The following is a 359-nucleotide window of genomic DNA, read 5'->3' on the forward strand; positions in this document are numbered from 1 at the left end:
ACTTTCTCACTCTCATTAATCCAACCATGAATGAAAGAACCATTATTGATAGGTTTTAAGCTGCCATTACCAAATGCTGAGCAATAATTTATTACTAACTCTGAAGCTTCTTCTTGCCAACTTTTTAAACCTAAACCCCACAGTTCAAAGTGTGGAGTTACACCTGGAATATACGTAGGATCCTTCATAACAAACATAAGCTCCAAACCTAGTCGCCAATCTAACAACGGGTGTAAATGCCGGTTTCTGAATCCTTTTAGTAGTAAATCGGGAGTTCTCCATTCATGTCCCAACTTTTGTGCTCTCTTACACTCGTCCCTTATGAACATTCCTAATTTAGAGAAGTCTTGATTCTGTAG

1 protein-coding gene is annotated in these 359 nt (G+C 38.2%); it reads right to left on the reverse strand.

Going from position 1 to position 359, the window contains the following annotated elements; all coding sequences use genetic code 11:
- A partial coding sequence (locus tag SB756_RS28560; protein ID WP_410912867.1) for a hypothetical protein occupies window positions 1-197 on the reverse strand: 197 nt, incomplete at its 3' end.
- Between the last annotated feature and the right edge of the window lie 162 nt (window positions 198-359).

The organism is Pseudomonas sp. SIMBA_068, from assembly GCF_046534705.1.
GTDB lineage: Bacteria > Pseudomonadota > Gammaproteobacteria > Pseudomonadales > Pseudomonadaceae > Aquipseudomonas > Aquipseudomonas putida.